The sequence below is a fragment of the Salinimonas iocasae genome, assembly GCF_006228385.1.
GTDB classification, from domain to species: domain Bacteria; phylum Pseudomonadota; class Gammaproteobacteria; order Enterobacterales; family Alteromonadaceae; genus Alteromonas; species Alteromonas iocasae.
In genome coordinates, this window is the sequence record NZ_CP039852.1 from 1,785,588 (window position 1) to 1,811,991 (window position 26,404).

21 protein-coding genes are annotated in these 26,404 nt (G+C 46.7%); 16 read left to right on the forward strand and 5 right to left on the reverse strand.

Annotated features, from left to right (window positions below):
* Positions 1-87 precede the first annotated feature (87 nt).
* The 4 genes from dapA (at position 88) to FBQ74_RS07805 (ending at position 3,739) form a co-directional block, all read left to right on the forward strand.
* On the forward strand, positions 88-972 hold the full coding sequence (gene dapA, locus FBQ74_RS07790) for a 4-hydroxy-tetrahydrodipicolinate synthase (RefSeq protein WP_139756138.1): 885 nt from the start codon (positions 88-90) through the stop codon (positions 970-972).
* 12 nt (positions 973-984) lie between these two features.
* The gene (gene bamC / locus FBQ74_RS07795) at positions 985-2,097 is read left to right on the forward strand and encodes an outer membrane protein assembly factor BamC (protein WP_139756139.1); all 1,113 of its coding nucleotides are present in this window, start codon (positions 985-987) and stop codon (positions 2,095-2,097) included.
* Between the two features lie 13 nt (positions 2,098-2,110).
* Positions 2,111-2,824, forward strand: a complete 714-nt coding sequence (gene purC, locus FBQ74_RS07800; protein WP_139756140.1) for a phosphoribosylaminoimidazolesuccinocarboxamide synthase — start codon at positions 2,111-2,113, stop codon at positions 2,822-2,824.
* Positions 2,825-2,887: 63 nt separating this feature from the next.
* A complete protein-coding gene (locus tag FBQ74_RS07805; protein WP_269750715.1) occupies positions 2,888-3,739 on the forward strand; it encodes a DMT family transporter in 852 nt (283 codons plus the stop codon).
* 13 nt (positions 3,740-3,752) lie between these two features.
* On the opposite strand, the gene yfaE is transcribed toward FBQ74_RS07805, so the two are convergent.
* The 4 genes from yfaE to ubiG form a co-directional block, all read right to left on the reverse strand.
* On the reverse strand, positions 3,753-4,025 hold the full coding sequence (yfaE, locus tag FBQ74_RS07810) for a class I ribonucleotide reductase maintenance protein YfaE (protein WP_139756141.1): 273 nt from the start codon (positions 4,023-4,025) through the stop codon (positions 3,753-3,755).
* A gap of 8 nt (positions 4,026-4,033) precedes the next feature.
* Entirely contained in the window at positions 4,034-5,164 is a 1,131-nt protein-coding gene (nrdB, locus tag FBQ74_RS07815) for a class Ia ribonucleoside-diphosphate reductase subunit beta (protein WP_139756142.1), read from the reverse strand.
* Positions 5,165-5,220: 56 nt separating this feature from the next.
* The gene (gene nrdA / locus FBQ74_RS07820; protein ID WP_139756143.1) at positions 5,221-7,542 is read right to left on the reverse strand and encodes a class 1a ribonucleoside-diphosphate reductase subunit alpha; all 2,322 of its coding nucleotides are present in this window, start codon (positions 7,540-7,542) and stop codon (positions 5,221-5,223) included.
* A 443-nt stretch (positions 7,543-7,985) separates the two neighbouring features.
* Positions 7,986-8,687 (reverse strand): bifunctional 2-polyprenyl-6-hydroxyphenol methylase/3-demethylubiquinol 3-O-methyltransferase UbiG, encoded by a 702-nt coding sequence (gene ubiG / locus FBQ74_RS07825; RefSeq protein WP_139756144.1) that lies wholly within the window; start codon positions 8,685-8,687, stop codon positions 7,986-7,988.
* A 285-nt stretch (positions 8,688-8,972) separates the two neighbouring features.
* On the opposite strand from ubiG, the gene gyrA reads away from it, so the two are divergent.
* The 10 genes from gyrA (at position 8,973) to pyrF (ending at position 21,836) form a co-directional block, all read left to right on the forward strand.
* Positions 8,973-11,657: a DNA topoisomerase (ATP-hydrolyzing) subunit A gene (gene gyrA, locus FBQ74_RS07830; protein ID WP_139756145.1), complete on the forward strand. Its 2,685-nt coding sequence runs from the start codon at positions 8,973-8,975 to the stop codon at positions 11,655-11,657.
* Positions 11,658-11,748: 91 nt separating this feature from the next.
* Positions 11,749-12,834, forward strand: a complete 1,086-nt coding sequence (serC, locus tag FBQ74_RS07835) for a 3-phosphoserine/phosphohydroxythreonine transaminase (protein WP_139756146.1) — start codon at positions 11,749-11,751, stop codon at positions 12,832-12,834.
* A 5-nt stretch (positions 12,835-12,839) separates the two neighbouring features.
* The gene (aroA, locus tag FBQ74_RS07840; RefSeq protein ID WP_139756147.1) at positions 12,840-14,129 is read left to right on the forward strand and encodes a 3-phosphoshikimate 1-carboxyvinyltransferase; all 1,290 of its coding nucleotides are present in this window, start codon (positions 12,840-12,842) and stop codon (positions 14,127-14,129) included.
* A gap of 125 nt (positions 14,130-14,254) precedes the next feature.
* The gene (cmk, locus tag FBQ74_RS07845) at positions 14,255-14,935 is read left to right on the forward strand and encodes a (d)CMP kinase (protein ID WP_139756148.1); all 681 of its coding nucleotides are present in this window, start codon (positions 14,255-14,257) and stop codon (positions 14,933-14,935) included.
* A gap of 112 nt (positions 14,936-15,047) precedes the next feature.
* On the forward strand, positions 15,048-16,718 hold the full coding sequence (gene rpsA / locus FBQ74_RS07850; protein ID WP_139756149.1) for a 30S ribosomal protein S1: 1,671 nt from the start codon (positions 15,048-15,050) through the stop codon (positions 16,716-16,718).
* An 85-nt stretch (positions 16,719-16,803) separates the two neighbouring features.
* The gene (gene ihfB / locus FBQ74_RS07855) at positions 16,804-17,091 is read left to right on the forward strand and encodes an integration host factor subunit beta (protein WP_018981830.1); all 288 of its coding nucleotides are present in this window, start codon (positions 16,804-16,806) and stop codon (positions 17,089-17,091) included.
* Positions 17,092-17,246: 155 nt separating this feature from the next.
* Complete coding sequence (locus tag FBQ74_RS07860; RefSeq protein WP_139756150.1) at positions 17,247-19,598, forward strand: PilZ domain-containing protein; 2,352 nt, start codon at positions 17,247-17,249, stop codon at positions 19,596-19,598.
* 103 nt (positions 19,599-19,701) lie between these two features.
* Complete coding sequence (locus FBQ74_RS07865; RefSeq protein WP_232371991.1) at positions 19,702-19,962, forward strand: LapA family protein; 261 nt, start codon at positions 19,702-19,704, stop codon at positions 19,960-19,962.
* Between the two features lies 1 nt (position 19,963).
* Positions 19,964-21,133 (forward strand): lipopolysaccharide assembly protein LapB, encoded by a 1,170-nt coding sequence (gene lapB, locus FBQ74_RS07870; RefSeq protein WP_139756152.1) that lies wholly within the window; start codon positions 19,964-19,966, stop codon positions 21,131-21,133.
* Positions 21,123-21,836, forward strand: a complete 714-nt coding sequence (gene pyrF / locus FBQ74_RS07875; RefSeq protein ID WP_139756153.1) for an orotidine-5'-phosphate decarboxylase — start codon at positions 21,123-21,125, stop codon at positions 21,834-21,836. Before lapB ends, pyrF begins: the two co-directional genes overlap by 11 nt.
* A 65-nt stretch (positions 21,837-21,901) precedes the next feature.
* On the opposite strand, the gene ald is transcribed toward pyrF, so the two are convergent.
* A complete protein-coding gene (gene ald, locus FBQ74_RS07880) occupies positions 21,902-23,032 on the reverse strand; it encodes an alanine dehydrogenase (protein ID WP_139756154.1) in 1,131 nt (376 codons plus the stop codon).
* A 127-nt stretch (positions 23,033-23,159) separates the two neighbouring features.
* Between ald and lrp the strand changes: the two genes are divergently transcribed.
* Together lrp and FBQ74_RS19275 are read left to right on the forward strand one after the other, a co-directional pair.
* On the forward strand, positions 23,160-23,645 hold the full coding sequence (gene lrp / locus FBQ74_RS07885) for a leucine-responsive transcriptional regulator Lrp (RefSeq protein WP_139757905.1): 486 nt from the start codon (positions 23,160-23,162) through the stop codon (positions 23,643-23,645).
* A 179-nt stretch (positions 23,646-23,824) separates the two neighbouring features.
* Positions 23,825-26,401 carry a DNA translocase FtsK gene (locus tag FBQ74_RS19275; protein WP_139756155.1) on the forward strand — a complete coding sequence of 859 codons (2,577 nt, stop codon included), beginning with the start codon at positions 23,825-23,827 and terminating at the stop codon, positions 26,399-26,401.
* The last annotated feature ends 3 nt before the right edge of the window (positions 26,402-26,404 follow it).

Sequence of the window (26,404 nt, forward strand, 5' to 3'; positions counted from 1 at the left end):
GGTAAATAGTCTAAATAAACCGGGCTATATGCTTGTTTTTAGCAGGGTGAATAATTAACATGTGCGCTCACCAAACGCGGAGACACTATGTTTAAAGGCAGTTATGTTGCACTAATTACGCCGATGCATGATAACGGCGACGTTGACTACCCGGCGCTTGAACGCCTGATCAATTTTCACATTGAACAGGGGACGCATGGCATTGTTGCTGTAGGCACTACCGGTGAGTCACCTACACTGCCTTTTGATGAGCACGTTGAGGTTGTACGCCAGACGGTGAAGATGGTCGATAAAAAGATTCCGGTTATGGCCGGTGCAGGCGCAAACTCTACGACGGAGGCGATCTTTTTAAGTGAGCAGATGGCCAGCGTCGGGGTTGATGGTTTTCTAAGCGTTGTTCCTTACTACAACAAACCGCAACAGGCGGGTATGGTGGCACACTTTAAAGCGATAGCCGATGCCACTGATATTCCGGTGGTACTGTATAATGTGCCGGGCCGGACAGTCGCTGACATGCAGCCTGAAACAGTAGCAGAGCTTTCCAAGCACAAGAATATCGTTGGTATTAAAGATGCTACCGGTGATTTGGAACGACTGAAAGAAATGCAGGCACTGGTAGACAGTGATTTTGTATTTTTAAGCGGTGATGATGCTACCAGCTGTGAATTTTTATGTCAGGGCGGGCACGGTGTCATATCGGTAACGGCTAATGTCGTACCTAACGCAATCGCGAAAATGTGTGAAGCGGCATTAAACGATGACCAGTTATTGTGCCGAGAAATCGACAAACCTATAAATTCACTTCATACGGCGTTGTTTATAGAGCCCAATCCGGTGCTGCCAAAGTGGGCATTGTATAAAATGGGTATGATTAATAGCCCTAATTTACGATTACCGATGGTTTTACCGGAACTTGCCAGTCAAAAACATATCGAAGAACTATTAAAACAACACGCTCTGTTAAAAGGTTAAGAAGGAATATCAATGAGTAAATCCCTGGCTTTGGTAAGTGGTCTTGTTGTGCTGTCCCTTGCCGGATGTTCAAGCCAACTGGAAAAGAGTACTGCAACGGGTAGCTATAAATATCTTAAAGCGGAACAGCAGCCTAAAATTCAGGTTCCTGATGAACTTAATCAGCCTGAGTTTTCTGACGAATATGCGCTTCCCACGCTGGGGCAGGGTGCTGATAAAGGTTTGGTCGGTCGCGATTTACGGATTGTCTCACCGGCGCTGGTTCACCCCTTAGTAACGGGTTCTCATGTTCAGGAAGGCAGCGAAGGTGCCGTGGTAACCTTTGACCAGGTGGATGATCGTCAGCCTTTAAGTCAGGCGATATGGAATGCAGTGAAAAGCTTTCTGGACAAGCAAAATGTGGGTATCAGTCAGTTTGATGAAGCGCAAAATGTGCTTGTTACTGACTGGTTCGTGCTGTCAGAAGAAGTCGAAGACGAGGACAGCCCATGGTATGCCTGGTCATCAGACATTGATGCAGAGAAAAAGCGTCGGTTCAAATTTATGCTCGATGTTAAGCCGCACGGGCGTACTGCTTCACTTCGCACAGAGCTTGTAGAATTTGAGCAACAGCTTGGCGACAACACAGTGACAGAGATAAATGACTTTGCCCGTCACCGTGAAGAGGTCGATATTCTGAACGAGGTAATCTCGCACTACGAGTATCAGATTCAGTTAGATAACAATCGTCGTATCGCGGAAATCCGTCAGGGCTTGCAAACTGAGATGAGCTTCAACAAGGACGGCGATCCAGCCATTCTGGTAAAAGGGCAGTATGATGTTGTCTGGCCTCGTATGCTGTTAGTGCTGCGTAAGTTGGGCTTTGATGTAAAAGATCTGGACAAATCAACCGGACTGCTTTTTGTCACTTTTAACGGTGATGATGATGGTTGGTGGAACAATCTCTTCTCTGGTGACAGCGAATTGCTTGATGAGGGCGATTACCGATTACAGATTGCACGCAGCGGCGATAACACGACGGTAACGTTTATGGATGATGAAAGTCAGCCATTTACTGCCAAAGAAGTGACCGATTTATATGACCCGTTTTCTGAGGTTATGACACAAGATAACCTGGATATTTAAGACTGAGACTAAGATGGAAAAGCGCGAAGAACTTTATCGTGGTAAAGCGAAAACCGTATATGTAACCGACGATGCTGATAAGTTAATTCTGCATTTCAGAAACGATACATCGGCTTTCGATGGTCAGAAGATTGAACAGCTTGAGCGTAAGGGTGAGGTAAACAACAAGTTTAATCATTTTATTATGAGTAAGCTTGAAGATGCCGGCATTGCTACGCAGGTTGAAGAATTGTTGTCTGACAATGATTCACTGGTTAAGAAACTGGAAATGATACCTGTTGAGTGTGTTGTCCGAAATGTTGCAGCAGGTTCATTGGTAAAACGCCTCGGCGTGGAAGAGGGCACTTTACTGGATCCGCCGGTATTCGAGTTCTTCTTAAAGAATGACGCGCTTCATGATCCGATGGTCAATGATTATCACATCTTGTCTTTCGGTTGGGCGACTGAAAATCAGATTTCCGAAATGAAAAACCTGACATTCCGGGTCAATGAAGTTCTTAAAGCGTTGTTCGACGAGGCTGGAATGATGCTGGTTGATTACAAACTTGAGTTCGGTATCGATTCAGTGGGTAATATTGTGCTGGGTGACGAGTTTACACCGGATGGTTGTCGCCTTTGGGACAAAGAAACCCGTAATAAAATGGATAAAGATCGCTTTCGTCAGGGACTGGGTTCTGTTGTTGAAACCTACATTGAGGTGGCTGACAGATTGGGTCTTAAGCTGTAGACCTTATAAAATTGCATAAAGAAAGGGGAACGATGGTTCCCCTTTTTTAATAAGGGATTAACCGTGCAGATTTCTACCGGTATTCGCGTTAGCTTCCTGACCGCAGTGGCAATGCTGGCTTTTGCTGCAAACTCACTATTGTGCCGAATGGCGCTGGTGTCTACTTCTGTTTCACCTGCTACCTTTAGCGCAGTAAGACTGGTCAGCGGTGCTGTATTTCTGGCATTATTAATAAGCCTTACCCGGCAAAAGCAAGGTATGCAGGGGAGCTGGAAGGGAGCGTTGTATCTGTTTATCTATGCCGCTGCTTTTTCATTTGCTTATGTTGCCATGAACACCGGCACCGGTGCGCTCTTGCTGTTCGGTGCTGTCCAAATCACCATGCTTATTCAAGCCCTGAGAAAAGGCGAAACCTTTTCACTGCCGCAATGGACTGGCTTTTCAATGGCGGTGGCCGGATTATTGATACTTTTTCTGCCTGGTGCGACGGTTCCTCCCCTGATCCCTGCACTATTGATGCTTTGTGCAGGTGTTGCCTGGGGCGCATACTCGCTCATCGGAAAGTCAGCATCTCGCCCGTTGCTAATGACCACCGGTAATTTTGTCAGGTGCGTTCCCCTGAGTCTGTTACTTCTTCCGTTCGGTATAACTGATTCGTTTTCTGCCAATGGTATTATTCTGGCTGTTCTGTCCGGTGCGCTGGCTTCGGGTGCCGGATATGCGATCTGGTATTCTGCATTACCTGCGCTGAGCGCTTCTTTAGCAGCAACCGTTCAATTAAGTGTACCTGTGCTTGCTATGATAATGGGCTGGTTAATACTGGATGAGCGACTTACTGCGCAAATGCTTATCGCGGCAGCCGTCACGCTTAGTGGAGTGGGGCTGGTGATATATTTTCGTGCAAAGGTAAAATAACGTCTGAAAGATTTTACCTGGGGATGTCTATTTTCAGCGCTGATGTGGGTATACAGCAACAGGGAAGTATTTCATCATCGTCAATGTATGCTAATGGGTCAGTAGTGTAACTAACCTTTCCGCACAACAACTTAGTTCTGCACGCACCGCAAAATCCTTCCCGACAATGATAATGCACATCAATGTCGTGTGCTTCAATTGCCTCTAACAAGGTTTTGTCTGATGACGCTGAAACGGCGCCCACATCGACGATATCGATGTGGAACCGTTCATCAGATTTGGACATGAAGCTTTTTAAAGCTCAAAGTCGGCAAAATCGTCTTCGCTGACACTGGAGTCAATCTGACCAACCAGATAAGAGCTGATTTCGGCTTCCTGAGGTGCTACCTGAACATTATCGGAGTTCAGGTAGTTGTTCATCCAGGGGAGTGGGTTACTTTTTACTTCAAACGGCGTATCTAATCCGATCGCTGCCATACGCTGATTGGCAATGTACTCCACGTACTCACACAGAATCTGCTTATTCAGGCCAATCATTGAACCATCTTTAAATAAATAGTCTGCCCACTCTTTTTCCTGAGCAACGGCACACATAAAGATCTCACGAGCCTGATCTTTACATTCTTCTGCAATTTCAGCCATTTCAGGATCATCTTTCCCTTTGGCCCAGATATTCAAAATATGCTGAGTAGAAGTAAGATGAAGGTTTTCATCACGGGCTATGAGTCGAATGATTTTTGAATTACCTTCCATCAGCTTACGCTCGGCAAATGCGAACGTGCAGGCAAAAGAGACATAGAATCGGATCGCTTCCAGAGCATTGACCGAGTTCATACAAAGAAACAGCTTCTTTTTCAGCTCGCGCTGATTAATGGTATGTGTTTCACCATTTACTGTATGCGTACCTTCGCCCAGTGTTTGCCATAGCTGCGTTGCAAATATCAGATCATCGTAATAACGGGAAATATCTGACGCACGCCGCTTAATCTCATCGTTCACCACGATATCATCAAAAATATCGCTGGGATCGGAGAAAAGATTTCGCAAAATATGCGTATAAGAGCGGGAGTGAATTGTCTCAAAAAATGACCAGGTTTCTACCCATGTCTCAAGCTCTGGCAAAGAGATAATAGGAAGAAAGGCAATATTCGGGCTGCGGCCCTGAACAGAGTCCAGCAATGTCTGATATTTCAGATTAGAGATAAAAATATGTTTCTCAGGATCCGTCAACTTCTGAAAGTCGACACGATCACGACTGACATCCACTTCTTCCGGACGCCAGAAAAAACTTATTTGCTTCTCTATCAGCTTTTCAAATATTGAATGTTTCTGCTGATCATAACGTGCCACATTAACCGGGTTGCCGAAGAACATTGGCTCGGAAAGCGGATTAATGCTTTGCTGATTGAAAGTGGTGTATTTCATAAATCCCGTTTTACCTAAATCTGTTGTGAAACATCAGTGCAGCTCAAAGGCGCGTGCTATATTTTGCACGCACCGCCTGCACAATCATCATCTTCAACCATTACAGCTTCCTGCGCCTGAGGTTTCTGTTGCTGCGCTTTGGCTTCTACAGAACTGGCGTCAGAGGCACCATCACGAGTGTTATGATAGTAAAGAGTTTTAACGCCCAGCTTATAAGCAGTCAGCAAATCTTTTAACAGCAACTTCATCGGAACTTTGCCGCTATCATATTTGCCCGGGTCATAATTGGTATTGGCAGAAATCGTTTGGTCAATAAACTTCTGCATAATGCCGACCAATTGCAAATAGCCGTCATTAGAGGGAATGTCCCAAAGCAGCTCATACTTATCTTTAAGCGATTCATACTCTGGAACCACCTGCTTCAAAATACCATCTTTACTCGATTTAATGCTGATATGACCGCGCGGTGGCTCAATACCATTGGTCGCATTGGAAATTTGCGACGATGTTTCAGAAGGCATCAACGCAGATAGTGTGGAGTTACGCAGACCGTGCGCTTTAATATCTTCACGCAGGCCGTCCCAATCCATATGCAAAGGTTCGTTACACACCGAGTCCAGATCCTTTTTGTAAGAATCGATAGGCATAATACCCTGCGCATAAGTGGTCTCATTGAATTTAGGACACGCACCTTTTTCCCTGGCCAGATTGTTCGATGCTTTAAGCAGGTGATACTGCATAGCTTCAAATGTACGGTGTACCAGACCATTTGCGCTATGATCAGAGTACTTAACACCGTTTTTTGCCAGGAAGTAGGCAAAATTGATAACACCAACGCCCAGCGTGCGACGATTCATAGTGGCATTGTAAGCAGCAGGTACCGGGTAATCCTGGTAGTCCAACAAGCTGTCTAATGCGCGTACTGCCAGGTCTGACAGCTCTTCAAATTCATCAACAGACTTAATCGCACCCAGGTTAAATGCAGAAAGCGTACACAGTGCAATTTCACCTTCTTCATCATTAACGTGCTGCAACGGCTTGGTAGGCAGTGCGATTTCAAGGCACAGATTACTTTGGCGCACAGGGGCCACTTTCGGATCAAACGGGCTGTGCGTGTTGCAATGGTCAACATTCTGCAGATAGATACGACCGGTAGAGGCACGTTCCTGCATAAACAAGCTGAACAGCTCCATTGCTTTAATCTGCTTTTTACGGATTGAAGGATCGTTTTCGTACTGTACGTACAACGCCTCAAATTTTTCCTGATCCGCAAAAAAGGCATCATATAGGCCCGGCACGTCAGAAGGGCTGAACAGTGTGATGTATCCATCTTTCATCATGCGCTGATACATCAGTTTATTAAACTGCACGCCGTAATCCAGGTGTCTGACGCGGTTTTCCTCAACACCCCGGTTATTTTTGAGTACCAGTAAAGACTCAACTTCCATATGCCACAGAGGATAGAATAATGTAGCAGCACCACCGCGTACACCACCCTGAGAGCAACTTTTAACAGCGGTCTGGAAGTACTTATAAAAAGGTATGCAGCCAGTGTGAAATGCTTCACCACCACGAATGGGGCTGCCTAACGCACGAATACGGCCGGCATTAACACCAATTCCAGCGCGTTGACTAACGTACTTAACAATGGCAGAGGCGGTCGCATTAATAGAATCCAGGCTGTCGCCGGTTTCAATCAGTACACAAGAACTGAACTGACGGGTCGGGGTACGTACGCCTGACATAATTGGTGTTGGCAGAGACAGTTTGAATGTTGATGCCGCATTATAAAAACGACGAACATAATCCAGGCGCGTGTCCTTAGGATAATTAGCAAACAGACAGGCAGCCACAAGGATGTAAAGGAACTGAGCACTTTCGTAAATATCACCGGTAACACGATTTTGTACCAGGTATTTGCCTTCAAGTTGTTTTACCGCTGCATAGCTGAAGTTCATATCACGCCAGTGATCAATGAAGTCGTCCATCTGCGCAAATTCTTCAGGCGTATAGTCTTCAAGCAGGTGTGTATCGTATTTGCCTGCATCTACCATTTTGGCGACGTGATCATATAACGCCGGGGGCTCAAACTGACCATACGCTTTTTTACGCAAATGGAAGATTGCCAGACGCGCAGCAAGATACTGGTAATCCGGCGCATCGGTGGAAATAAGGTCAGCGGCTGACTTAATCAGCGTTTCATGGATTTCACTGGTTTTAATGCCATCGTAAAACTGAATTTGCGCTTTTATTTCTACCTGCGAGACCGATACGTTATCAAGTCCTTCTGCCGCCCAGGTGATGACTTTATGAATTTTTTCTAAATCAATGGGCTCTTGTTCACCGTTGCGTTTGGTGACGAGTAAATCGTTATTCATTTGTACTGGCCGTTGTGTCTGTTAGCGCTTTGTGCGTGGGCAAAGCCCGTGAGTTTGAGATTTTTATTATTCACGCATGTGAATATACAAATGGTGAAATCTGCTATTCACTGGGATCCATTTAGTCTTGCCACCACGTTTCTTGTAGGCTGTGGGTAGAACCCAGTAGCGTGTGCAGCAAGAGAATGAGATTAAGCACAAGATAGTGAGGTTTAAGCCTTAATGCAACCCAATATCTGGTGCTTAAAACAGCGATCAAACCGATAACATTTTTAGGTTAGTAATGACTAACCTAAAAGGATTTTACAAGCTTAATTTATCCAGAATGCAAGCAATTTTGATCGAAAGATCCGTAACATAAATTTATTATTCTATTTTCGCTTTATATTATAATTTTACGACATATAGTGCTAAAAATTACACAGCATACTACATGTAGTGTTTTATGCATGTTGAGTGTGCAACATATAGTTGACATCAACGTTCTTGTCAGAGAGGTAAAACTGCTGCGTAAGCGGGTTCATATGCAATCCTGTCGCATGACATGTAGTCAGGCTGGCTCGATCTGTCATAGCCATTAGTTCAGAGGGGCGGATAAACCGGTTGTATTGATGTGTACCTTTGGGCACCAACCCCAGAATGTATTCGGCACCCAGTATTCCCATCAGGTAGGATTTGGGATTACGGTTAAGCGTAGAGAAAAATACATGTCCGCCAGGTTTTACTAGCTTAGCGCAGGCCTGTACCACCGATGCGGGCTCAGGAACGTGTTCAAGCATTTCCATGCAGGTCACCACATCGTATTCGCCTTGCGCCTGATTGGCGAGAGCTTCCGCAGTAATGCACTGATAATCCACCGATACACCTGACTCAAGACCATGCAGGCGTGCAACCTCGAGCGATGCCTCGGCCATATCAATACCGGTAACACTGGCACCCATTTTCGCCATGGACTCAGCAAGAATGCCGCCACCACAGCCTATGTCTACGACCTTTTTATCGAAAAGGCCATCAGAATGCTGGGCTATGAAATCTAAACGTAAAGGATTGATCATATGCAGGGGTTTAAATTCGCCCTCTGCATCCCACCAACGGGAAGCCAGTTCGCCAAATTTTGAAATTTCCTGTTCATCAACATTAGACATGGTGCAGTCCTTCAGGGAAATAAGTTGCTATAACATAGCGTAAATCAATGCTAATTGGCATTGTTAAGTACCGCTGTACAACCTGTGTGGATGAAAAATAGCCGCTTAACATCGGGCTTGTCTTTTGAGATGATTAACCGCTACATTATTTGTCCCGGCGGTGGTACACTCGAGGATTGTTCTATCGCCCCAATAATAAGAATGTGCGCGTTCAGCTTGCTTGCTGTTTCTGGGGCTTATTGAAAACAGCGCACACTAAACCTAAGTTAAGGGAAAAAGCAGTTTATGTCTGATAACGCTAAAGAAATTCTCCCCGTCAATATAGAGGAGGAATTAAAAACCTCCTATCTCGACTATGCGATGAGCGTTATTGTTGGCCGTGCACTTCCGGATGTGCGTGACGGTCTGAAGCCGGTTCATCGTCGCGTACTGTTTGCGATGAACGAGCTCAAAAACGATTTCAACAAACCATATAAAAAGTCAGCCCGTGTGGTTGGTGATGTTATTGGTAAATACCATCCCCATGGCGACTCGGCGGTATACGACACGATCGTTCGTATGGCGCAATCATTTTCGCTACGTTACATGTTGGTAGACGGGCAGGGTAACTTCGGCTCAGTCGATGGTGACTCCGCCGCTGCAATGCGTTACACCGAAGTACGTATGGCGAAAATCGCCCACGAGCTGCTGGCCGATTTAGATAAAGAAACCGTCGATTTTGTGCCGAACTATGACGGTACCGAACATATTCCTGAAGTGTTACCAACTAAAGTACCTAACCTGCTGGTTAACGGTTCTTCCGGTATCGCTGTTGGGATGGCTACGAATATTCCGCCGCATAATCTGACAGAGGTTATTAACGGCTGTATTGCATTGATTGAAGATCCGAACATTTCCATCGACGATTTGATGCAGCATATACCAGGACCTGATTTCCCTACTGCCGCGCAAATCAGTGGTCGCAAAGGTATCGAAGATGCGTACCGTACCGGTCGCGGTAAGATTTATCTGCGCGCCAAAGCTGAAATCGAAACAGAAGACAACGGTAAAGAAACTATCGTTGTTAACGAAATTCCGTATCAGGTAAACAAGGCCCGGTTGATTGAAAAAATCGCTGAACTGGTAAAAGAAAAGCGCATTGAAGGTATTTCGGCCCTGCGGGATGAGTCTGATAAAGACGGCATGCGCATCGTTATTGAAGTTAAGCGTAACGAGTCTGCCGAAGTTCTGCTAAACCACTTATATGCCAATACCCAGTTACAAACGGTATTTGGTATTAATATGGTGGCGCTGGATAACAACCAGCCCAAAGTATTCAACTTAAAAGATGTTCTTGAATGCTTTGTATTACACCGCCGTGAAGTTGTTACCCGCCGTACCGTTTTCGAACTGCGTAAAGCCCGTGACCGTGCACATATACTTGAAGGACTGGCTATTGCTCTGGCCAACATCGATCCGGTTATTGAGCTGATTAAAGCCTCACCAAGTCCTGCAGAAGCCAAACAGTCGTTGGTTGCGCAAGGCTGGAAGCTGGGTGATGTTGCCGAAATGCTTGATCGTGCTGGCGATGATGCTGCGCGCCCTGACTGGTTGGCGCCGGAATTTGGTATACGTGACGGCAAGTACTTCCTGACCGAGCAGCAGGCACAAGCCATCCTTGACCTGCGCTTACATAAGCTGACCGGTCTTGAGCACGAAAAAATTCTGGGCGAATACAAAGAGCTGTTAGAGCAAATTGCAGAGCTGCTTTACATCCTTCGTTCTCCTGAACGTCTGATGGAAGTTATTCGCGAAGAGCTGGAGAAAGTACGTGACGAGTTCGGCGACGAGCGTCGTACTGAAATTACCGCTGCCAGTCACGATATTGATATTGAAGATCTGATCGAGCAAGAAGATGTTGTAGTGACATTGTCTCGCGAAGGCTATGTCAAATATCAGAAACTGTCTGACTATGAAGCTCAGCGCCGTGGCGGTAAGGGTAAGTCGGCTACGAAGATGAAAGATGAAGATTTCATCGAACGCTTACTGGTAGCAAATACCCATGACCATATTCTGTGTTTCTCAACACGGGGTCGTTTATATTGGCTGAAGGTGTATCAGCTGCCGTTCGCCAGCCGTAATGCGCGCGGCCGTCCTATTGTAAATATTCTGCCTCTTGAGGCCGATGAGCGTATTACCGCCATCTTGCCTATTAAAGAGTTTGAAGAAGGCAAATATGTACTGATGGCAACTGCCAACGGTACTGTGAAAAAGACTGACCTGAGCCTTTATTCACGTCCTCGTTCAAGCGGCATTATCGCCGTTAATCTGAACGAAGGTGATGAGTTGATTGGTGTTGCTATCACACATGGCGACGACGATATCATGCTGTTCAGTGATGAAGGTAAAGTGGTTCGCTTTAATGAGAAACTTCGCGACTCCGAAACGGGTGAAGTTAAGCGCGATCCTGAAACCGGTGATGAATTACTGGCGCTGCGTCCAATGGGAAGAACAGCAACCGGCGTTCGGGGAATCCGACTTCAGGAAGGTCAGCGTGTGGTCTCACTGATCGTCCCCCGCGGCGACGGCGCGGTACTGACTGCCACTGAAAATGGTTTCGGTAAGCGTACACCATTGGCAGATTACCCGGCTAAGAGCCGTGCGACGCAGGGTGTGGTATCAATTAAAGTTTCCGAGCGAAACGGTAAAGTTGTTGGTGCTGTTCAGGTTGATGACTCTGATGAGATTATGCTTATCAGTAACCAGGGAACGCTGGTTCGAACCCGTGTTGGCGAAGTATCAGTAGTGGGTCGTAACACCCAGGGTGTAAGACTGATACGTACTGCGCAAGACGAGTTTGTTGTTGGTCTGCAACGTATTGAAGAAGTTGAAGATAAAGTCGTGCTGGATGAAAATGGCGAGGTCGTTGCGGTAGAAACGGCTGAAGATGCGCCGTTGACAGGGAACGATGAGAAGCCAGCAGAGGAATAGGTGTGTTGTTCTGCTAGCCAGAACAATGTGCTAATTTTTAATTAACAAGCGGCTTCGTGCCGCTTGTTTTGTTTATAGGTGTGGATAATCAATGAATCGGGTTTTTAATTTCAGTGCCGGTCCGGCCATGCTACCGCCAGCGGTAATGTTGCGTGCGCAAAATGAACTGATCAACTGGCGTGACGGCGGAACGTCCGTGATGGAAATCAGTCATCGCGGTAAAGACTTTGTTGAGATGGCTGAAAAGTCGGAACAAGACTTACGTGACCTGATGGCTGTTCCCGATGATTATAAAGTTTTATTCATGCAGGGGGGCGGACGTGGTCAGTTTGCAGCAGTGCCGCTTAATATATCTTCGTCAAATGAAACATCACTGCATATGGTCACAGGGTCGTGGTCGAAAGGCGCGGTGAGCGAAGCTAACAAGTTTAATAACGCTGTTGTGATCGGTGAAACCACGCAAAGAGAAGGTAAAGCATTCGTGCCTCAACCAGAGCCTTCAGATATTGATCAGCGTGCAGCGTATCTGCACTTTTGCCCCAACGAAACCGTTGATGGCATTGCATTTGACTGGTTGCCTGAGTCAGGTGATGTGCCGCTTGTCGCTGACATGTCTTCAACTATCTTATCCCAGCCTATCGACGTCAGCCGCTATGGAATTATTTATGCCGGCGCGCAGAAAAATATCGGACCTTCAGGCCTGGCAGTGGTAATTGTCCATGAGTCATTGTTAGGAAAGGCGCAATCTGTCACGCCCTCTTTTATGGACTACACCCAGACAGCCGACAACAACTCTATGTACAACACCCCCCCGACGTTTTCGTGGTATCTGGCAGGCCTGGTTTTCGAGTGGCTTAAAGAAGAAGGTGGTGTTGAGGAAATAGCCAGACGCAACAACCATAAGGCACAGTTGTTATACAATGCCATTGACCAGTCTGACTTTTATCGTTCACAGGTGCATAGCGCCTGTCGTTCCAAAATGAACGTGCCGTTTCAACTTGCTGAACCTTCTCTGGACGACAAGTTTTTATCAATGGCAGATGAAGCAGGTCTCAAAGCGCTGAAGGGCCACCGCTTTGTGGGAGGTATGCGAGCTAGTATATACAATGCAATGCCGGTTGAGGGTGTGCAGGCACTGGTCGATTTCATGTCTGAATTTGAACGTACACACGGGTAACAATAATGGAACAAATTACGTTAGAGCCCATTGCCAGGGTCAGTGGCGAGGTGAATGTTCCCGGCTCAAAAAGTCTGTCTAACCGCGCGTTATTACTTGCAGCACTGAGCGAAGGCACCACCACAGTAACGAATCTTTTAGACAGTGACGATATTCGCTATATGCTCACTGCGCTGGAAGAACTGGGGGTTACCTACACACTAAACGAAGATAAAACAGTATGTGAAGTACAGGGCCTTGCCGGCGGGTTTTCAAAGACGGGCCGCTTGTCATTGTTCTTGGGCAATGCAGGTACAGCTATGCGTCCATTGTGTGCAGCACTGGCGGCCAGTGATGTTCAGGTTGAATTAACTGGCGAGCCCAGAATGGAAGAGCGTCCGATCAGAGACCTGGTTGACAGCCTTCGTCAGGCTGGCGCGAATATCACATATGTTAAGGAAGAAGGTTATCCGCCATTGTCGATTGAAGGCAAAATGTTACATGGCGGAACGATAGACGTGGACGGCAGTGTTTCCAGTCAGTTTCTTACCGCATTGTTAATGGCTGCCCCTCTATTTGGTGATGCCACCAGGATACGGATCAAAGGTAACCTGGTTTCCAAGCCATATATTGATATTACTCTGGATACTATGGCTAAGTTTGGCGTCATGGTAGAAAACCATGACTACGCTGAGTTCTATATCTCAGCGGGTCAGCGATATCGGTCACCGGGTCACTTTATGGTCGAAGGGGATGCCTCATCTGCATCTTACTTTCTAGCAGCCGGTGCTATAAAAGGCGGTACAGTCAGAGTAACAGGGGTAGGTAAAGACAGCGTTCAGGGAGATATTCGTTTTGCCGAAGTACTTGAAAAGATGGGCGCGAAAGTAACCTGGCACGAAGAATATATCGAAGTAAGCGGGGCGCACTTGAAAAGCGTCGATATGGATATGAACCACATACCCGATGCGGCCATGACTATTGCCACCACAGCGCTTTTTGCCGAGGGCACAACCTGCATTCGTAACATTTTTAACTGGCGCGTGAAAGAAACTGACCGGCTACACGCAATGGCAACGGAACTGAAGAAAGTCGGGGCCGAGGTTGAAGAGGGCGATGATTATATCTGTATCACACCACCGACTTCGCTCAATCATGCACAAATTGATACATATAATGACCATCGCATTGCAATGTGTTTCTCTCTTGTCGCCCTGAGCGATACACCGGTCACAATCAACGATCCCGGGTGTACCGCTAAAACATTTCCTGACTACTTTGAAAGGTTTAAGCGTTTATACAGCGATAATAACTAGCAGACACTGGGCTTCTTGCCACCCCTACAGTGGCAGATGAGTTTTCATCTGCCATTGCCAAAGGCAGTTAAGCGCGTATAATTGCCGCCGATTTTTAACCTTTTATTAATATAACTGGAGCAGGTATGCATCCGATTCCCGTAGTCACGGTTGACGGCCCGGGCGGGGCAGGTAAAGGGACGCTTAGTAGTTTGCTTGCTGAGAAGCTTGGTTGGCACTTTCTTGATAGTGGTGCAATTTACCGCGTTTTAGCGGTAGCCACATTACATCATGATTTGCCTGACGATGATGAGGAATCTATCGTTCCCTTAGCCACAGGTCTTGATGTCAGTTTTGAAACTGATAAAGAGTCTACCCGCATTATACTGGAAGGTGAGGATGTAACTGATGACATTCGCACTGAGCAAATTGGTGCTGTAGCATCAAAAGTTGCCGCCTTACCACGCGTTCGGGAAGCTTTGCTTCGTCGTCAGCGTGCTTTTCAGGATGACCCCGGACTGGTCGCAGACGGACGCGACATGGGGACAGTGGTTTTTCCTGACGCACCGGTTAAAATTTTTCTGACTGCCAGTGCACAGGCCAGAGCGCAGCGACGTTACGATCAGTTGAAAGAAAAGGGCGCAGATGTTAATATTGCGCGCCTTTTGAGCGATATAGAGGCTCGTGATAAGCGTGACACGCAACGTTCTGTTGCGCCATTAGTGCCCGCTCAGGATGCAATTGTAATAGATTCGACGGACCTGGACATTGACCAGGTCTTTGAAAAAGCGATGGAAGTTATATCCTCCCGCCTTAAAACCGTGTGAGCAGATAGCCCCCAGAGCAGCTAGTCGCAATAGGGAAGTAGCGACAAATTTTAATAACCCCACATTAGCCGGAATGTAGTGTGGATTTAACTATTTAATTATTATTGACCTTATGACTGAAAATTTTGCACAACTTTTTGAAGAAAGCCTACAGGAACTAGAGACTCGTCCAGGTTCTATCGTAAAAGGTACTGTTGTTTCTATCGATAAAGACATCGTACTGGTAGATGCAGGCTTAAAATCAGAAAGTGCTATCCCAGCAGACCAATTTAAGAACGCTGAAGGCGAGTTAGAAATCGAAATCGGCGATTCTGTTGATGTTGCACTTGATGCAGTAGAAGACGGTTTCGGTGAAACTGTACTTTCTCGTGAAAAAGCGAAGCGCCACGAAGCGTGGGTTGAGCTTGAAAAAGCGTACGAAGAGAAAGAAACCATCAAGGGTGTTATCAACGGTAAAGTTAAAGGCGGTTTCACTGTTGAAGTTAACAGTGTACGCGCGTTCCTGCCAGGCTCTCTGGTAGACGTACGTCCTGTTCGCGATACTACTCACCTTGAAGGCAAAGAGCTTGAATTTAAAGTAATCAAGCTGGATGCTAAGCGTAACAACGTTGTTGTTTCTCGTCGTGCTGTTATCGAAGCTGAAAACAGTGCTGAGCGCGAGTCTCTGCTGGCTAACCTTGAAGAAGGTCATGAAATCAAAGGTATCGTTAAGAACCTGACAGACTACGGTGCGTTCGTAGATCTGGGCGGTGTTGACGGCCTGCTTCACATCACTGACATGGCTTGGAAGCGCGTTAAGCACCCAAGTGAAATCGTAAATGTTGGTGATGAAATCAACGTTAAAGTTCTGAAGTTCGACAAAGAGAAGCAACGTGTTTCTCTTGGTATGAAGCAAATGGGCAACGATCCATGGCAGGATATTTCACAGCGTTACCCAGAAGGCACTAAGATCTCTGGTCAGGTAACTAACCTGACAGACTACGGTTGCTTCGTAGAGATCGAAGACGGTGTTGAAGGTCTGGTACACGTTTCAGAAATGGACTGGACTAACAAGAATATCCACCCATCGAAGGTTGTTAACCTGGGTGACACTGTTGAAGTTATGGTTCTGGAAATCGACGAAGAGCGTCGTCGTATTTCTCTGGGTCTTAAACAGTGCATCGCTAATCCTTGGGAAGAATTCGCTAAGTCTCACGAGAAAGGTGATAAGGTTACTGGTAAGATCAAGTCAATCACTGACTTCGGTATCTTCATCGGTCTTGAAGGCGGTATTGACGGCCTGGTACACCTTTCTGACATCAGCTGGAACAAGTCTGGCGAAGATGCAGTTCGTGACTATAAGAAAGGCGATGAGATCTCTGCTGTTGTTCTGCAGGTTGATCCAGAGCGTGAGCGTATCTCTCTTGGCGTTAAGCAAATCGAAGAAGACCCGTTCAACCAATACCTGGCAACTAACAAGAAAGGCACTATCGTAAACGGTACTGTTACTGCTGTTGACGCTAAAGGCGTTACAGTTAACCTTGCTGAAGAAGTAGACGGTTATATCCGTGTTGCTGACTTGGCACGTGACCGTGTAGAAGATGCATCAGAAGTTGTTAATGTTGGTGAGTCAATCGAAGCTAAATTCATGGGCGTTGATCGCAAGAACCGTACAGTTAACCTGTCTGTTAAAGCGAAAGACCAGGCTGATGAGAAAGAAGCTATCGATAAAGTTAACCAACAGGACGATGGTGGATTCGGAAGCGCAATGGCAGAAGCATTTAAAGCTGCTAAAGGCGAATAATGCAAAAAAGGTGCGCCAGATTGTGAAATCTGGCGTATATTGATTGAAAGTAGCTGTTTAAACACCTAAAGACAAAGAGGTTTTTATGACCAAGTCGGAACTGATTGAGCGGCTCGCGGATCAATATCGTCACCTTCCTGCCAAAGATTTAGAGCTGGCGATCAAAGAAATCCTCGAGCAGATGGCGCAGACGCTACAAAAAGGCGAGCGTATTGAGATTCGTGGATTCGGGAGCTTCTCTTTACATTATCGGGCGCCCAGAACAGGCCGCAATCCCAAAACGGGAGAGACCGTTGAACTAGACGGTAAATACGTGCCTCACTTTAAGCCCGGTAAGGAACTGCGGGAGCGTGTCGACGCCTCTATTGCATAATCAACCGAACTCAAAAAGCCGCAATATTTATTGCGGTTTTTTTGTGTCCGCTGTTTTTCTAAATTTAGACTAATTGCCAGTCGTATATCTATTGACCATTCTAGTAAAAGGGTTATATATTTAACAGGCTACGACCAAGATATCAGTATTGCGTCATGCCTGGTGAAGAAGAAAAAATTATAAAGCAATATCAGGCTCTTATTCGGGCTTTGATACCATACGAACAAGACAATCGATTGCTGGAAGGACTTAACCGTTTCTCTAAGCGGATTCCCAGCAGCGTCAGAAAAATTGTGCGTGATGAAGTTGTTCGTTTGTCCTCTCTCACCGATGCTCCTGCAGATAATTCAGCTTTTGCCCAGTTCCCCGTCATAAAGTTCAAGCACTTTGGTGTAGACATGCGTCTGGACAAAGTGGGAGCACACATATTACAAACAGAATCTACACTGTATCAGAATCGGTATACAGTTGGCGTTTTCGAGTCGATTACGAATTCTGATTTTTATCAGGCTCATATTAAAAAAGAACAATACAAAAAAATTGTAGATGCTTTTACGGTTGAAACTCAGTCGCTTAAAGATATTCAGTTTGGCGATGACATTGCAATTGCACCGAATTTTCAGGTGGCCTGTATTGAATTCGAAAAAGGGCGACACTTTACTGTTGGGGCGCTTGCAAGTGACTCGATGGTGCTCGAGAGTAAACGACCGCCCAAAGTGGAGAAGGGTAAAGACTATCAGTTTCAATTACCTGAAGTGTTTGGTTCAACCGGTAAAGAAGCATCAGTAAACTACACGTTGGGTAAGGTTTGCTTCAACAAAGAAACTGAAAAGTACGAAACCCATTTTGCCTTGTCTGCTGACAACGATGAAAAATTACAAGGGCAAATAACACACTATATCAAAAGCGCTGCTTATCAGCAGCCTCTCAAAAGAGATCTTGAAGTAGAGCGCGCCTTGCAGGATTTGGAACGAGATCGGGTGTTACTCAACAGTCCATGGGTCGCTATAGCACTAAAGCCAGGTCAGGGCACCCTGGAGCCAGCTTTAGGCTTATTTACAACCGTAAATAGTAAGCAAAACAGGGGCTATAGTTCACTTCAGGCTTTTGAAGGCAAAGCTAACTTTGAAGCACTGCTGGACGAGCTGACAATATTTTCTGAAGCATTTTTCTTCCGGGGCACCATAAAGACCAAAAAAGGTGAGCTGCATATTGAAGCTACACACCGGCAGCTTATGGAATACAATTTATTTACTCCTGTTATGTATCTGTTGTGCCGTGATAAAAATATGCAGTGTTTTCACTGCAGGCTGACAGAGATTGATGAGTCAAATAAAAAAGTAGCATTCGCCACGCACGATATTTCCAGAACAGAACATCCCGACCTGGATAACCTTAGCCATTTGTTGTTTTATAGTGATATCAGCGACAGATTAGGCCCGCAGGTTTTGCTGGACCCCTGTCAGCTTGGACCGGTTCACCGGACGTTATTGGCAGATACAAACCGCAGAAAGATAGACTTCGTCGTTGAAGATGGCCTCGAAAGGCGTCAGGAGCCCCGTTATGATATCGATAAGCCCGCGTCAGTGAAGCTGGGCTTATTAAGCTCCGCCGAGGCAAGGTTGACGGATATATCTGCACACGGGATGCGGCTTTATCTTAAAGAGCCTCCGGGTAAAGAGAAACTGGCATTGCAGGTAAAAGTCAGTGTGGCTGAGTTTCGCATAAAAAACGAGCGGTATGATGTTATTTACTATTGCGAGAAGAGTGGGCTACTGCGGTTAAAACTACCCGAAGGGGCAAAGGTTGAACAAACCATTGTTCAGTTTTTAGAATCTAATGCGAGCTATTTTCGAAGCAAGGATTCAGCCAGACGTCAGCGTATGATGCAACGGTTTGTCTGGGAACTGGCAATGCGGCATCATCCTTCGGCAAGTGTGATTTGTGTGGCTAATCGCTTTTTGCTCGACAGAATTAAAACGCTGTATATTGACGAAGCTTCACAGGATTTATATCCATTTACACAAGAACAGAATATCGCACCACTTCACGGGTTTTTCGCAGACCAGGGCCAGTCTAAACCGAAATCTGCGTTGCTGCAGGGCTTATTGAAATCAAAGTCGGCGCAGCGAGGTGTTATTCATTGCCAACGCAAATCTGACAGAAAGCTGGTTTATATCAACGAAAAAGATTTTTTATACAAACCGCTTCGCCAGAATATCGCCGGACACCTTCGAGAAGAGAAAACAGAGTTATGCGTAACCCGGATTCAGGCAACTAAATGTGATAATACGGTATCACCGATGACGAAAAAGCGCCTCGCGCAATTGTCTAAAGTTGATAAGGTCATATATGAAAAAATGTTGAATATGCAGGCATCTTACACGCATGTGATATATCTGACCAATGAATCAGCCTTGCAGACAGCGCTGGCATGCGCCAGGTTGAAGCCTGTACCTCCCAAAAAAGCGACACCTGAGACGCCAGTGCAAAAAGTCGCGCAATAGTGGCTGTTTAGTTCTGGTTTTTACGGCAAATACACCAACAAGTGATATCAACGCGCCCCTCAATTTGCTATGCTCATGAGTACCTTAGGTAGACAAGGCTTGCGTGTTGAAAGGAATTATCTCACTTCTCATTATTGTTTTTTTGTTGGCACTGGCGTTTGCTATAGGCTCGCAGAATGAAGCCGTCGTTACGGTAAATTATCTTATTGCGAAGGCGCAGCTCAGAATCTCCACATTGATTGCAATATCTCTGGCAGTGGGTGTCATCATCGGCTTGCTGATAATGTTGACCAGCTGGTTGTCGTTAAGAGTAAAGCTGACCAGTACCCGAAGCCGGCTTAAAAAGGCGCTAAAAGAAAACTAGTATGCTTGAGCTGCTGTTCCTCCTTTTACCCGTAGCTGCCGGTTATGGCTGGATTATGGGCCGTAATAGTGTTCGACAGGCGCAACGGGAACAGTCGAGTATTCTGTCGCGCCATTATTTTCGCGGCCTGAACTTTCTGCTTTCAGATCAGCCTGATAAAGCCGTTGATACGCTTATCAAAATGATTAACCTGAATAGCGATACGGTGGAAACGCACATTGCCATGGGCAATTTTTTTCGCCACAGGGGCGAAATTGATCGCGCTATTCGTGTTCATCAAAACCTGGTTTCCCGAGAGGAAATACAGCCCACTCAACGAGAGAACGCGCTGAAGGAGCTTGGCCTTGATTACGTGCAGGCCGGTTTTCTCGAGCGTGCTGAAAACGCCTTTTTGCAATTGCTTAACAGTGACAAGCATTATGTTATTGCTCAGCAGCAACTATTTAATATTTATCAGACCACCAAAGAATGGAGCCGTGCAATAGAGCTCGCTGCCAGAATGGTGGATTGTCATGGCGATAATGATGATGTGAGTGAACGTCTTGCCCACTTTTATTGTGAACAGGCGCTAATCGAGCGTAAGAATGACAATGACGGTGCAGCGCTGGCTTTATTGGAAAAGGCTGTTAATGCTGATGAGCGTGCGGTGCGGCCCTGGCTACTTCTTGGCCAGATGGCAATGGAACAGGAACGGTATAAAGACGCCACAGCATATTTCCTTCAGGTTGCAGAACGGGATATAAGCTGGTTCAGTGAAGCGGTTCCTAAACTTGAAGCGATAGCAGAGCAAACCGGTGACTGGGATACATTTGCACGCCAGCTCGAATCACACTGGCAGGAGTGTGCTACATCATACCTGGCCATGGTTGATGTCCTGATGAGAAAGGGCGAAACCGGGCAGGCCGCAGAATACCTGCTTGAACAGTTACATAAACGGCCTACCATGAAAGGCTTTAAAACACTCATGGGACTTTATATCGACCAGATTGAGGATAAAGCATCAACCCAGAGTCTGCAGCTACTGAAAGACCTGGTAGAGAACCAGATTGCTCAAAGACCTCAATATCGTTGTGTAAGTTGTGGTTTCTCGGGAAGAAAGCTCTACTGGCTTTGTCCTTCCTGTAAGAAGTGGAATGTAGTAAAACCAATTAAAGGGTTAGATGGTGAATAAGGGGAAAGTTACTGATCCCAAAGTTATCGTAGCGCTTGATTACGATAATCAGGAAAGCGCTTTGTCGTTTGTTGATGAGCTGAATCCGGATATTTGCCGGCTGAAGGTCGGCAAAGAGATGTTTACGTTATTTGGCCCTGCTTTTGTGACTGAACTGGTAAACAGAAAATTTGATGTATTTCTTGATTTAAAATTTCACGACATTCCAAATACTGTTGCTAAAGCCTGTAAAGCTGCAGCAGAACTGGGTGTGTGGATGATAAATGTGCATGCCAGTGGCGGGAAGCCTATGATGGAAGCAGCGCGAGACGCAGTGGCCAGTAGTGCACATCCCCAGACGAAGCTGATTGCAGTTACGGTATTAACCAGTATGGATGATGCACAACTTCAACAGGTTGCCGGTGACGTTACTGCAGCAGAACAGGTAGAGCGGCTGGCAAGTCTGACGGTAGAGTCTGGTCTGGACGGCATTGTGTGTTCAGCCAGAGAAGCAGGCACACTACGTAAAATAGTACCCGATAACTTTTTACTGGTAACCCCTGGTATCAGACCTGCCGGCAGCGATGCAGGTGATCAGAAACGGGTAATGACGCCGGAAGAGGCTATGAATGCAGGCGTAAGCTACCTGGTAATGGGGCGGCCAATCACTCAGGCATCGTCACCCATAGCTGTGTTACAAGAGGTCAATAAGTCTATTGCTTAGTGATCAGCTAAATAACCATGCATAAAAAAACCATCCCGGAGGATGGTTTTTTTATAGCTTCAGGCTTAGCCTTTAAGCGCTTCAGCAGCAGGTACGTAAGTCAGGTTTAACTGTTCACCCAGCGCGTCAACTACAGCTTTATATGTCACCTTGCCTTCATGTACATTCAGGCCGGCCAGCAGGTGCGGGTCGTCCAACATTGCTTTAGCAGGTCCCTTGTTAGCCAATGCCAGGCCGAAGGGCAGCGTGGCATTATTGAGCGCCATTGTTGACGTGCGTGCTACACCGCCTGGCATGTTCGCCACACAATAATGCACAACGTCATCAACATTATAAACCGGGTCCTGGTGAGTGGTGGCTTTTGACGTTTCAAAACAGCCACCCTGATCAATAGCGACGTCTACCAGTACCGAACCTGGTTTCATTGCTTTGATATGCTCACGGTTAAGCAACTTGGGCGCAGCGGCTCCCGGAATAAGTACAGCACCTACAACCAAATCCGCTTTAGACGAGTAATGCTCAATGGCATCTACAGTAGAAAATACGGTTTTGAGGCGGCCATTGAAAATATCATCTAACTGGCGTAAACGTGGAAGAGAGCGATCAAGAATCGTTACGTCTGCACCCAGACCAAGCGCCATTTTTGCAGCATTGGTACCAACTACACCACCACCGATAACCAGAACTTTACCAGGCGCTACGCCCGGAACCCCGCCCAAAAGGGTGCCTGAACCACCGTGAGCAATCTCGAGATAATGTGCACCAGCCTGGACAGACATACGACCGGCCACTTCACTCATAGGGGCAAGTAAAGGCAGGCCACCACGGTCATCAGTTACGGTTTCATAGGCAATACAGGTCGCCCCTGATTCAACCAGCAATTCAGTCTGTGTTGGGTCGGGCGCAAGGTGCAGATAGGTGTACAGTGTCTGACCCTTGCTCAGCATTTTGCACTCATTAGGCTGAGGCTCTTTTACTTTTACAATCATTTCGGCTTCAGCAAAGATAGCCTCAGGTGTAGATGCTATCGACGCACCTGCTGCCACATACATCTCATCTGTAAAACCGATAGCCTGGCCAGCATTGGTCTGGACCATAACCTGGTGGCCGTGGGTAACGAATTCTTTAACTGCTGCCGGAGTCAGGCCAATCCGATACTCGTGGTTTTTAATTTCTTTTGGTACACCAATAAGCATAAACGCCCTCTGTGTTAACGACTGATTAAGATCGCGCAGTATACTGGCAAATAAAGCAAAGTGTGTGCTGAAAACACAGCCAGAGCAGTGTAATATAATGTAAAAATATTGATTGGCAGAATTTTATATGCTGGTGAAAACGCCGAAAGATCTCGACAGAATAGACAGAAATATCCTGAACGAACTGCAAAAAGACGGGCGCATTGCCAACGTAGACCTCGCCCGAAAGGTTGGCCTAAGCCCCAGCCCTTGTCTGGAGCGTGTAAGAAGGCTGGAATCACAAGGTTATATTACAGGCTACCGGGCGATGGTCGACCCGACGAAACTTGGTGCTGCAATGCTGGTTTTTGTCGAAATCACACTAACGAAAACGTCCGTTGATATCTTTGCTGAGTTTTCCAGCGCCGTTCAGGAACATGAAGATATTCAGGAATGCCATCTTGTGTCTGGTGATTTTGATTTTTTGCTTAAAGCCAGAGTGGCGGATATGTCCAGTTACCGGCGACTGCTGGGTGATACGCTATTGCGCTTGCCAGGAGTGAGCGAATCAAGGACATACGTGGTTATGGAAGAAGTGAAAAGCACGACCAGAGTAAGAATTAACCTGAAATAGCAAAATCTGTGTTTTTGTACAGCTTAAGATAGGTGAAGGCGAAATCTTTGTGGTAGTCTTAGTTTATAATAAAAACCGAAGCCAGTTTCATCACAGGCCCGTGAGTCAGGTGATGGATACATGGATGCTGATTACAACAGTGCGTAGCTGCACAGAACGGTTAAAAGAATTTTAGGGTTATGGCGCGACTTTCCGGGATTCAGCGGTTGCTGGAAGCAGGTATGATCATTGCCTGCGTATTTGCTTTTTATTTATTACTGGCGCTGGCCTCGTTCCATCCGGGCGACCCCGGCTGGAGTCAGGCTGGCTTGCAACTCAATGTTCATAACTGGGTGGGCGCAACCGGTGCCTGGATTGCCGACTTACTGCTATTCAGTTTTGGGTATCTGGCTTATCTGTTACCTTTTTGCTCTGCGTTTCTGGGATGGTTTTTATTCCAGCATATTAAAGAGCTCGAGCAATTTGATTATCTGACTATTGGATTGCGGATTATTGGTGCGTTGCTTATCAGTCTGGGCGCAAGTGGGATTGCCAGCATCAATTTCAATGATTTGTTCAATTTTTCAGCCGGCGGCTTTGTTGGTGATGTTATCAGTTCTGCACTGATACCTTATTTCAACACGCCCGGCACAATTCTGCTGTTATTATGCTTCTTTTGTACCGGCTTCACATTGATGACCGGAATAAGCTGGCTGACAATCATAGATGCAATGGGTCATCTTGTGCTTTGGTCGGGCAAAAAAGCCTGGGAGGCGCCCCAACAACTACTTGATTTTGAAGCACCGCGCTTGAGCCTGCCAACATTCAGCAAGCGCTCGGCATCTGCAGCTTCCGATGAGCTAGATATTACCAGCATGCGCGCCGAACCGCCGCCGGAGTCCTCATCTTTTGCCGCCAGAACGAACGATAAAAGTAATGATCATCACCCATCGTCACATCAGGCTCACCCGTCTTCAGGGGGATTTCATGAGCGTGAAGAACCGACTTTCGGTATTCCTGATGAAGTTTTTGATGTAGATGACGAGCCTCCCTTTGAGATTAATGACGACGTCACCGCGCGCTCGCAAACGTCTTCTGATGCAACTTCTCAAAGCCCGCAACAAGAAAAGCCCAAGTCCCGGTTCTCGATGTCAGCAATTAAAGAGAAAGTATCGCCGTCTAAAAGCGATGGGGGAGGGCAGAGCGACGCACCAAAACCGACTCCAGCGCCAGCCGCTAAACCAGCGTCTGGCCTGGCAGATCCTTTAGAAGAAGAAAGTAAGGATCCCATGCCGTCTTTCGATTTACTGGAGCGTCCGGACAGGCACGAAAATCCTATCACCCAGGAAGAGCTGGATGCAGTATCCCGCCTGGTAGAAGAAAAGCTGGCTGACTTTAATATTGAAGCAAGCGTTGTGGGTGTTTTCCCGGGGCCGGTTATTACCCGGTTTGAGCTTGATCTGGCACCGGGGGTTAAGGTGAGTAAAATTACCGGCCTGTCGAAAGATTTAGCCCGAGCTATGTCTGCTATTTCTGTGCGCGTAGTGGAAGTCATTCCCGGCAAGTCTGTAATTGGTCTTGAACTACCTAACAAATCGCGTGAGATGGTACGCCTGAGTGAAGTTATCAGCTGTGAGACGTTCCAAAGTAATCCATCACCGCTGACCATGGTATTGGGCTCTGATATCAGCGGTAAGCCGGTGGTAGTTGATTTAGCCAAAATGCCGCACCTTTTGGTTGCGGGTACAACAGGCTCAGGTAAGTCAGTGGGGGTCAACGTAATGATTCTCAGCCTGCTGTACAAATCAACGCCCGAAGATGTTCGGATGATCATGATTGACCCGAAAATGCTGGAGCTGTCGGTATACGAGGGTATCCCGCACCTTTTGGCTGAAGTCGTGACGGATATGAAAGAGGCTGCCAATGCGCTGCGCTGGTGTGTTGGAGAGATGGAGCGTCGTTATAAACTTATGTCCGCATTGGGCGTCAGAAACCTCAAAGGCTATAACACAAAAGTTTTGAAGGCGATTGAAGCTGGCGAGCCAATTAAGGACCCGTTATGGCGTTCAGAGGATAGCATGGAGCCGGAGGCGCCGGACTTAGGTAAGTTACCGAGTATCGTGGTGGTGGTCGACGAATTCGCCGACATGATGATGATCGTGGGTAAAAAAGTAGAAGAACTGATAGCGCGAATTGCCCAAAAGGCACGTGCTGCGGGAATTCACCTTGTTCTTGCTACACAGCGTCCGTCTGTTGATGTAATCACAGGGCTTATCAAAGCGAATATTCCTACCAGAATCGCATTCCAGGTATCCAGTAAAATCGATTCCAGAACCATTTTGGATCAGCAGGGTGCAGAAGCGCTGCTGGGAATGGGTGATATGTTATACCTGCCACCGGGAAGTCCGGTACCTACGCGGGTCCACGGTGCGTTTGTGGATGACCACGAAGTGCATGCTGTCGTTGCAGACTGGCAAAAGCGTGGGGAGCCAGAATACATTGACGAAATTCTTAACGGTGAAGCAACAGCCGAAGTATTATTGCCGGGCGAGCAACCAGAAGGTGGCGACCAGGAATTTGATGAGTTTTACGATGAGGCCGTGGCGTTCGTCACCGAAAGTCGTCGTGCCAGCGTCTCAGGTGTGCAAAGAAAATTCAGAATTGGTTACAATCGAGCAGCCCGATTAGTTGAACAAATGGAGCAAAGTGGCGTCGTAAGTTCACCAGGGCATAATGGTAACCGAGAAGTTATTGCGCCCCCACCACCGAAGGATTAAAGA